Raw genomic sequence first — 8,004 nt, 5'->3', positions numbered from 1 at the left:
ACGGCGCCGCCGCGAGCGGCGGCCTGGCGCGCCGGCGCGGCGCGCTGGCGGACGCGCTTGGGCGCGGCCATTGCGCAAGGCCGCGCGCTGGAGCTTGCCCAGCTTTTTTCGCGGCGTTGAAAAACAGACGGGTGAAACTGCGCGCCATGGGTCGGGCCTGTGAACGCTCCGCGCCCGGATACCGGGCGCGCTCCGGATCAGAACCGGCCGGTGGGAATCGCGGCGCTGCTGGTCAGCAAGTCCAGGCAGGATACCAGGGCGATCGCGATCGTGATGATGGAAAGCACTTTGACAACCTTGCTGGTCCCTGGCCGCGTCAGTGTCGCCGTCATGCGCGTGACGATGTATGCCCCAACCATCAGGCCGATTGCCGGAATCATAGAAGCGCTCCCCTTGAGAGTCTGTGCGGGCCCGCCGGATGCGTTGCCCTTCGATAACGCGTCGCGCCGCCTCTGCGGGCAGCTGATTGAGCGAGTGAAATGTATCACACAGTAACTTGCCGCCCCCGCTTTTCGGGCCCTCACTCGGCCCTCCGGTTTGCCCCAGATCAAGCGGCCCCGCCCCGCGTTCCCTCCCGGCTTGAGGCGGTGGCGCAAAACCCTTATGGTAGAAACCCTTGATTTCAATTTCCCTTCCGCAGCAATCCATGTTCCCCAACGACCGCCGTCAGACCCTGGGCGAGGAAATCGCCAACACCATCAGCCACGGTCTCGGCGCCGCCGGCGCGCTGGCCGCCGCCCCCATCCTGATCGTCGCCGCCGCGCGCCAGGGCGACGCCGCCTTCATTGCCGGCGCGGCGGTGTTCGCGGCCAGCATGTGCCTGTTGTATCTGGCCTCGACCATCTACCACGCGCTGCCCGAGAACCGCGCCAAGCGCCTGTTCAACGTGCTCGACCATTCGGCCATCTACCTGCTGATCGCCGGCACCTATACGCCGTTCGCGCTGGGCGCGCTGCGCGGCCCCTGGGGCTGGACGCTGTTCGGGCTGGTGTGGGGGCTGGCGTTGCTGGGCGTGGGGCTGAAGGCCAGCAAGCGGCTGAACCGGCCGGCGATCTCCACCGGGCTGTACCTGGCGATGGGCTGGCTGGTCATCATCGCCGTCAAGCCGCTGCTGGAGCGGGTGCCCGAGGGCGGGTTGTGGTGGCTGGTGGCGGGCGGACTCGCCTACACCGGCGGCGTGGTGTTCTTCGTGTTCGACAACCGCTGGCGCTATAGCCATTTCATCTGGCATTTGTTCGTGCTCGGCGGCACCGTCTGCCATTTCTTTGCCGTGCTGTGGTACGGCGCGGGTCCCGCCTGACCTGCGCTCACGCCGCATTCGCCGCGCCACGGGCGCGCCGCCGCGCGTCCGCCTTCACGCCGACGGTTGCAGATAGCCCGTGGGCGGACGGCCCAGCACGCGCCTGAACATGGTCGAGAATGCCGCCGGGCTCTGGTAGCCGAAGTCCAGCGCGATGGCCGTCACTGGCGCGCCGGCCGCCAGCCGCGCCAGCGCCAGCACCACGCAGGCGCGCTGGCGCCAGGCGGAGAACGCCATGCCGGTCTGCTGGCGGAAGTAGCGGCTGAAGGTGCGCGGGCTCATGTGCAGGCGCGCGGCCCAGGCCTCGGGCGACTGGCGCGCGTCGGGCGCGGCGATGAAGGCGCGGCATAGCGGCGCCAGGCGCTTGTCGCGCGGCAGCGGTATGTGCAGCGGCAGCACCGGCGCGCGCGTCACCTCGTGCAGCAACAGCGCCGCCAGGGCGCCATCGCGGCCAGCGCGGTCGTAGCGCGCCGGCATGTCGACCGCGGCCAGCAGCAGCTGGCGCAGCAGCGGCGAGACCTCGACCACTTCGCAGGCAATGCTGGCGGGGCGCGCGGCGCCCGGCTCGATGTAGGCGCTGCGCGTGCTGACGTCCTGCATCCGCACCTGGTGCGACAGGCCCGCTGGAATCCAGACGGCGCGTTGCGGCGGCACCACCCAGTTGCCGTCGCGCGTGACCACGTGCATGACGCCGGTGGCGCCGTACAGCAGCTGGGCGCGGCGGTGCGTGTGCGCGGGCAGAAGGTGGCCGGGCGGATAGTCGTTGCCGATGGCGACCACCGCGCGGTCCAGGCGGTCGTGCAGGTCGATGTGGGTGTTGCGCATGGCGGGATTTGGCCGGAACGCGAACATTATTGACCAATCCTCGAAAGCAAGCCACCGCCGGCCGCCCTATCGTGGCGTTTTGCCTCGATAGGATGGTTTCAAGATGCTGTATGTGACCCTGGCGCTGTTTGGCGCCCTGAGCGGCGTGACCACGGTGCTGTTCGGCTTTGGCGGCGGCTTCGTGGTGGTGCCGGTGCTGTATGGCGTGTTGACCGCCACCCACGGCGGGCAGGACGCCATCGGCCAGGCCGCGATGCACATCGCGGTGGCGACCTCGACCTGCGTGATGATCGTCAACTCGGTGGCCGCGACCCGCCGGCATCAGCGCGCCGGCAACATCGTGCGGGCCTATGTGTGGCCGCTGGCCGCCTTCATCGGCGCGGGCGCCCTGCTGGGGGCCTGGGCCGCCACCCGCGCCAGCGGCGACCTGGTGCGCTATGCCTTCATCGCCTACCTGGCCGTGACCATTGTCGATTGCCTGCTGCGACAGGGCTTCCTGGCGCGCCACGAGGCGCAGGCGGCGCGGCCGCTGGGCCAGGGCGTGACGGTCGGCGGCGGCGTGGTGATCGGCGTGATCGCCACTTTCCTGGGCGTGGGCGGCAGCGTGATGACGGTGCCGCTGCTGCGCCGCCGCGGCCTGCCCATGGCCAAGGCCGCGGCCATGGCCAATCCGCTGACGCTGCCGGTGGCCATCGTCGGCACGCTGGCCTACATGGCGGCGGCGCGCGCGTTGCCGGCGCCGCTGGCGCCGTGGATCATCGGTTATGTCGACCTGCTGGCGTTCGCGGCGCTGGCGCTGGGTTCGCTGGCGGGGATCCGCCTGGCGGCGCCGCTGATCCCGCGCATCCCCGACCGGCTGCACGCGCGCGTCTATGTCGCGCTGCTGGCGCTGGTGCTGTTGAGCATGGTGCTGGCCTGACGGGCGCCGCCAGCCCGCGCCCGCCCCGCTCTGCCGGGCGGCCGGCGGCCGCAAGACCGCGCTATGGCGCGACGAACGCCGTCACCTGCGCCACCAGGGCCGGGTCGCGCAGCGCGCGGGTGTGCCCCATTTTCTCGGTGGCCACCAATTCGGCGCCCGGCCAGGCCTGCGCCAGCACCGCCGCGTCCTCGAAGGGGCTTTCGCGGTCGGCGCGATCGTGGACGATCAGCAGCGGCGTCGTCATGGCCGGCGCCAGCCGCGCCGGCTCCATCTCGGGAAAGGTGATGCCGAGCCAGTCCTGGGCGCGCTTGAGCACCAGCGGCATGACCTTGGGCGGCAGGTTCATCATGCGCCGCGAGTATTCCCAGACGCTGTCGTAGCGGCTGACCGGCCCCAGGAACACCGCGCGCTCGACCGGGAAGCCGCGCGACAGGGCGAAGGTGACGGCGGCCGCGCCCAGCGAATGCGCGATCACGCCGTGGAACGGCCCGTAAACTTGCGCGGCGTGGGCCACGCAGGGCTCGAAATGGCGCACCGACGCCTGCTTGCCGGTGGAACGGCCGTGGGCCGGCATGTCGATGGCGACGACCTGATAGCCGCGCTGGCGCAGCGGTTCGACATAGGCCGTCATCTGCGCGGCGTCGCCGCCCCAGCCATGCACCAGCAGCACGCGCGGGCCGCTGTCGCCCCAGACGTAGTAGTAGACCGTCTGGCCGTCGATCTCGTGCGGCTCGGCGCGCGCCTGGGCCAGCACGCTGCGCCCGGGTTCCGAGGGCTTGAGGCGCGTCGGCGTGAACAGCAGCTTCTGCACCACCTTGGCGGTGGCGCCCGGCGCCACGGTGCCGGCAAAGCCGAACACGGCGCCGATGGCGCTGGCGAGGAAGGTTTTCTTGCGAGGCTTGCGCGCGGCGCCCGTATCGGCGGCGGCAACGGCGGAGAGCTTGTTTTCAGTCGTCATACGTCGTTTTATCCTGGAAGCAGAGACAAGCGAACGGCGGACCCAACAATCGATACAGAGAATACCCCGATTACCAGCGCGGCGGTGCGCTGCAATCTTTCGGGATTGATGAAGCCGATGCGCTGCCCGGCGAGCACGGCGCCGAACTTGATCCAGACGAACGCGATCGGCACCAGCAGGCCGATGAACTGCCCCATCGCCGCCAGGTAGCCCGGCAGATGCTCGAACGCGTGCGCCGGGAACAGGGTCGAGGCGAACACCAGCCCTTTGGGGTTGAGCAGGGTCGCGACGAACAGCGCGTAGGGCCCGATCGGCTCCTTGCGATTGGCCACGTCCTCGCCCGCCGCGCACCAGATCCTGACCGCGACATAGGCCAGGTAGACACTGCTGGCGATCCTCACCACGATGCCGATCCAGGGGTAGACGGCCTGGGCCGACACCAGGAACAGTCCCCACGTCGTGATGCCGGTCAGGTAGCCCGCCAGTTCAAAGCCCACCAGGGGCGCGGCCCGCCGGAAGCCGCGCGCCAGCCCCGCCGCGGCCAGCAAGGTGTTGGTGGGGCCCGGTGTCAGCAGGATGGCGGCGGTGCCGAGGAGGAAGACCCAATCGATGCCGGTCATATCGGGTTCCCCTTCAGGCGGTCACGCGATCGATGTTGTGCTGGAACATGCCCAGCAGCCCCTCTTCGAGCCCCAGCGTGTGCTGTGGGTTGGCGCCACAGCGCAGGCCGGCCTGCACGCCTTCGACGATGCCGAAGTCCTCGCGATGGAACACCGCGTCGATGTTGCCGAAACGCTGGGCCAGCGTCGCCTGTCCTTCCTCGCCCGCATAATCGGCCTCGCGGTACAGCATGTCGTGGGTCCAGATGGTCTTGTCGGGCGCGATCGGATAGAAGGAATTGAGCGACACGATGTTGGCGTGGTTGATCAGGAACGTATTGGGGAAGAGAGTGTAGAACACCGATGCGTAGTCCAGGATGCGCCAGGATTGCGGATCGGCGGCGGCCGCGTCCATCAGATTGGTCTTGGCCGCGGCGATGCGGATGTGCAGACCATGTTCGAAGTGCGCGATCACCCCTTTCTCGAACACCGGGCCGATGGTGTGCTTGTGCAGGATCGGCACGTGGTAGCGCTCCAGGTAGGTCTTGAGCAGCAGCTTCCAGTTGGCGTTCAGGGTGCTGACCTTGCGGCTGTGCAGGGAGAGATCGTCGAGCTTGAAGCCGGCGATCTCGTCGCTCATGTCGGCGCCCAGGCTGGCGTCCAGGTCGATGCTGGCGCCCGGCACGGGATGCAGCCAGACCAGCCCCGAGCGCTCGGTCACCGTCAGTTCCACCAGCTTGTGCTTGGCGCAATCCAGGTCGGGGAAGTTATGGGGCTTGGTCACGCCCTTCAATTCGCCGTCCAGGCCGTAGACCCAGCCATGGAAGGGACAGGTGAAGAACTTCAGTTCCTGTTCGTTGCCCGACACCAGGCGCGCCCCGCGATGGCGGCACACGTTCAGGAAGGCGCGCAGTTCGCCGCCCTTGTCGCGCACCACCACGAACGGCAGCCGGTCCCACGGGCTGAGCAGGTACGAGCCCGGCGCGCGCACCTGGGTCGAGGCGCCCACCACCAAGGGATAGTCGCGAAAGGCCGTGTCCAGTTCGCGCTCCAGCACGGCGTTGTCCATATAGACGCTGGCCGGCACTTGCACCACCCGGCCCAGCATGTCCTCGTCGCGGTCCACTTCGCGCAGCTTGAACATTTTCCGCAGGGTTTCTACTTGCGTCGCGTGTTTCATCTGAGATCCCGAGTCCTGTCAAAAGCGTGTTATGGAAAAAAACGCCCCGGCCCCGCCGGCGCCGGGGCGGACCGGTCATGCCGCGGCGGCCACCGGCACCTCCCGCAGATAGGCGCCGACCCGCTTGCCCACGCCGGCCAGGCCCAGGATCTCGAAGTGGCCCGCGCCATCGACGATCTCCAGCGTGGCGCCGGGCCACGCGTCATACAGTTCCTGCGCATGCGCCGGCGGCACGAAGTCGTCGTTGGCGCCGTGGATCACCAGTCCCGGCACATCCAGCGCGCCGACGATGTGACGGGGCGCGTAGTCGGTCCACAGCGTGGCGCCGTAACGGCGCTCCAGCTCGGCGCAGAGCCGGGTCTCGACCTCGCCGTCCAGCTGGTTGAGCTGGACGAACTTCTCCACCAGAAAGCGCGTGGTGGACGGCGTCGAGATCGAGACGAAGGCATCGGCACGAAACCCCTGGTGCATGGCCGACAGCGCCCACAGTCCGCCCAGCGAATGGCTCACCACCGCGTGGACCTCGCCCAGCCGGGCGCAGACCTTGCGGATGAAGTCGCGCACCTGCACCGGGTCGGTGCCGCTGCCGGCCGCCTCGCCATGCGCCGGCATGTCGAACAGCACCACCTCGTAGCCCAGCTCCAGCAACTGCTCGGCAATCGGCACCATGCTGCCCAGGTGGCTGTGGATACCGTGCGCCAGCACCACGGTGGGGCCGGCGCCGCGCCGGTAGTACTTGTAGACGGCGCCGTTGGCCTTCACCGAGAACGACTGGCAGCGCCCCAGGAACGCCCGGGTGAAGGCGTCATACGGCACCCGCGTGATGGCGAAGTACTTGTCGAGGATGGCGGCGAAGGCCGGATCTTGCGCGGTGTCCGCCATCGTCAACTCCCCGCCATCGCCGCCAGGCATTGGCGCGCGCGCTCGGGCAGCACGTATTCGCCATCGCGCTCGATCCGCTCGTACAGGCGTTCGACCCGCTCGTAGTGCGCGTCCAGGTTCTGGTCGAGCAGATGATGGCGGGTCTTGTTGTAGACGCCGAACTGCAGGTCGGTCAGCAGCTCGAACGGGTTGATGTGGCCATAGGGCGTGCCGAAGATCATCTTCAGGAATTCGTCGATGTCGTGATAGCCCAGGGCGGTCAGCAGGAATTCGATGCCGGCGCGCTTGCGCTTGGTCTGGTAGGCGCGCTCCTTGGGGTCGACGATGAAGTCCAGGCCGCTGGTCATGCCGGCCGGATACTCCACCTTCGAGAAGCAGCGGAAATCGATGGTGACGCGGTCCTCGGTGGCCTGCGGCAAGGTGCTGTCGGCGTGGGCGCGGTAGTTGTCGAAGAACAGCGCCTGGCCCACCTTGGAATCGCAGAACCAGCCGGACGAGGGCTTGTCGGCGTATTTCTTTTCCCAGTACTTGGCCATCAGGAAGTCGCGCACCGTGGGCAGGTCGATCTCGGACAGCAGCCCTTCGGTGTACAGGTACAGGGCCTTGTCGATGGCGGCCCTTTCCTCGGGCTCCAGGTCCATGTCCAGCATCTTCATGTAGACGAAGTTCAGGTTGGGCGCCTCGACCTCGGCGTCCTCGAAGATGACGAACGGCTGGCGCGTGATCGGGGTGGGCGTCAGGGCGGTGTGGAAGCTCTTGTAGTGCTTGGGAAAGCCCAGCCCCTTCTTGACCAGCGACGGGATCTGCAGGGCGATGCCGCTGGCCGAGTGCGTGCCATAGGGCTTCTTGCCCGCCGGCACCACGAAGGCGTTGACCACGGTGGTGGCGGCCTGCGGGAAGTGCTCCATGACCTTGTCCTGGTTGTCGTCATAGAAGCGCTTGGCCGAGGGGATGAACAGGGCGCTGTTCTCGAACATGGTGGACAGCGGGAAATAGGTGCCCACCGAGGTGTCCGAGAACGTGCCCGCGACCTTGGCCTGCAGCCGTAGCTCGCGCCGCAGCTTGCTGGCCAGGTCGGCGTCCACGTTCATCTGGATGACCTGGGTGGGCTGGTGCTCGGGATAGAAGCAGCAGGTGTTGAGCGCGCGGTTCGGCGGCAGGCGCGAAGCCACGGCGGCCGGGTCGACGGTGTAGCGGTCCAGCACGCGCACCAGGTGGCGGGCATGCACGCCGGCCGCTTCGTTCAGGAACGTGCCGGTCTTCTGCCAGATGCCGGTGCCCTGCGACTCGGCAGCGGCGGCCTGCGGCTTTTCTTGCAATTCGAGGGTAGTCATTCACATC

9 protein-coding genes are annotated in these 8,004 nt (G+C 68.2%); 2 read left to right on the top strand and 7 right to left on the bottom strand.

Annotated features, from left to right (window positions below):
* Positions 1-197: 197 nt before the first annotated feature.
* Entirely contained in the window at positions 198-380 is a 183-nt protein-coding gene (locus tag AruCF_RS09230) for a hypothetical protein (RefSeq protein WP_054417433.1), read from the bottom strand.
* A 266-nt stretch (positions 381-646) separates the two neighbouring features.
* Here AruCF_RS09230 and trhA point away from each other — a divergent pair, with 266 nt between their 5' ends.
* Positions 647-1,300 carry a PAQR family membrane homeostasis protein TrhA gene (trhA, locus tag AruCF_RS09225; protein WP_054417432.1) on the top strand — a complete coding sequence of 218 codons (654 nt, stop codon included), beginning with the start codon at positions 647-649 and terminating at the stop codon, positions 1,298-1,300.
* 54 nt (positions 1,301-1,354) lie between these two features.
* On the opposite strand, the gene AruCF_RS09220 is transcribed toward trhA, so the two are convergent.
* A complete protein-coding gene (locus tag AruCF_RS09220; protein WP_054417441.1) occupies positions 1,355-2,125 on the bottom strand; it encodes an AraC family transcriptional regulator in 771 nt (256 codons plus the stop codon).
* Between the two features lie 103 nt (positions 2,126-2,228).
* Here AruCF_RS09220 and AruCF_RS09215 point away from each other — a divergent pair, with 103 nt between their 5' ends.
* The gene (locus AruCF_RS09215; protein WP_063570278.1) at positions 2,229-3,044 is read left to right on the top strand and encodes a sulfite exporter TauE/SafE family protein; all 816 of its coding nucleotides are present in this window, start codon (positions 2,229-2,231) and stop codon (positions 3,042-3,044) included.
* Between the two features lie 61 nt (positions 3,045-3,105).
* Here the strand turns inward: AruCF_RS09215 and AruCF_RS09210 are convergent, their stop codons facing one another.
* From AruCF_RS09210 to AruCF_RS09190, 5 genes are all read right to left on the bottom strand, one after another.
* Positions 3,106-4,002 (bottom strand): alpha/beta fold hydrolase, encoded by an 897-nt coding sequence (locus tag AruCF_RS09210; protein WP_063570277.1) that lies wholly within the window; start codon positions 4,000-4,002, stop codon positions 3,106-3,108.
* Positions 4,003-4,010: 8 nt separating this feature from the next.
* Positions 4,011-4,622: a LysE family translocator gene (locus AruCF_RS09205; RefSeq protein ID WP_063570276.1), complete on the bottom strand. Its 612-nt coding sequence runs from the start codon at positions 4,620-4,622 to the stop codon at positions 4,011-4,013.
* A gap of 13 nt (positions 4,623-4,635) precedes the next feature.
* Positions 4,636-5,781, bottom strand: coding sequence for an aromatic ring-hydroxylating oxygenase subunit alpha (locus AruCF_RS09200; protein WP_054417428.1), 1,146 nt, complete (start codon positions 5,779-5,781; stop codon positions 4,636-4,638).
* 75 nt (positions 5,782-5,856) lie between these two features.
* A complete protein-coding gene (locus tag AruCF_RS09195; protein WP_236747405.1) occupies positions 5,857-6,663 on the bottom strand; it encodes an alpha/beta fold hydrolase in 807 nt (268 codons plus the stop codon).
* A 2-nt stretch (positions 6,664-6,665) separates the two neighbouring features.
* Complete coding sequence (locus AruCF_RS09190) at positions 6,666-7,997, bottom strand: hypothetical protein (RefSeq protein ID WP_063570275.1); 1,332 nt, start codon at positions 7,995-7,997, stop codon at positions 6,666-6,668.
* Positions 7,998-8,004 lie beyond the last annotated feature (7 nt).

The organism is Achromobacter ruhlandii (assembly GCF_002082135.1).
GTDB classification, from domain to species: domain Bacteria; phylum Pseudomonadota; class Gammaproteobacteria; order Burkholderiales; family Burkholderiaceae_B; genus Achromobacter; species Achromobacter ruhlandii.
The sequence above is the reverse complement of the archived record's forward strand: the minus strand, read 5'-3'. Positions and strand labels throughout refer to the sequence as shown.

Excerpts from the sequence above, each read along its gene's own strand:
- AruCF_RS09230 (WP_054417433.1), bottom strand. The coding sequence starts at position 380 with ATGATTCCGGCAATCGGCCTGATGGTTGGGGCATACATCGTCACGCGC.
- trhA (WP_054417432.1), top strand. The coding sequence starts at position 647 with ATGTTCCCCAACGACCGCCGTCAGACCCTGGGCGAGGAAATCGCCAAC.
- AruCF_RS09220 (WP_054417441.1), bottom strand. The coding sequence starts at position 2,125 with ATGCGCAACACCCACATCGACCTGCACGACCGCCTGGACCGCGCGGTG.
- AruCF_RS09215 (WP_063570278.1), top strand. The coding sequence starts at position 2,229 with ATGCTGTATGTGACCCTGGCGCTGTTTGGCGCCCTGAGCGGCGTGACC.
- AruCF_RS09210 (WP_063570277.1), bottom strand. The coding sequence starts at position 4,002 with ATGACGACTGAAAACAAGCTCTCCGCCGTTGCCGCCGCCGATACGGGC.
- AruCF_RS09205 (WP_063570276.1), bottom strand. The coding sequence starts at position 4,622 with ATGACCGGCATCGATTGGGTCTTCCTCCTCGGCACCGCCGCCATCCTG.
- AruCF_RS09200 (WP_054417428.1), bottom strand. The coding sequence starts at position 5,781 with ATGAAACACGCGACGCAAGTAGAAACCCTGCGGAAAATGTTCAAGCTG.
- AruCF_RS09195 (WP_236747405.1), bottom strand. The coding sequence starts at position 6,663 with ATGGCGGACACCGCGCAAGATCCGGCCTTCGCCGCCATCCTCGACAAG.
- AruCF_RS09190 (WP_063570275.1), bottom strand. The coding sequence starts at position 7,997 with ATGACTACCCTCGAATTGCAAGAAAAGCCGCAGGCCGCCGCTGCCGAG.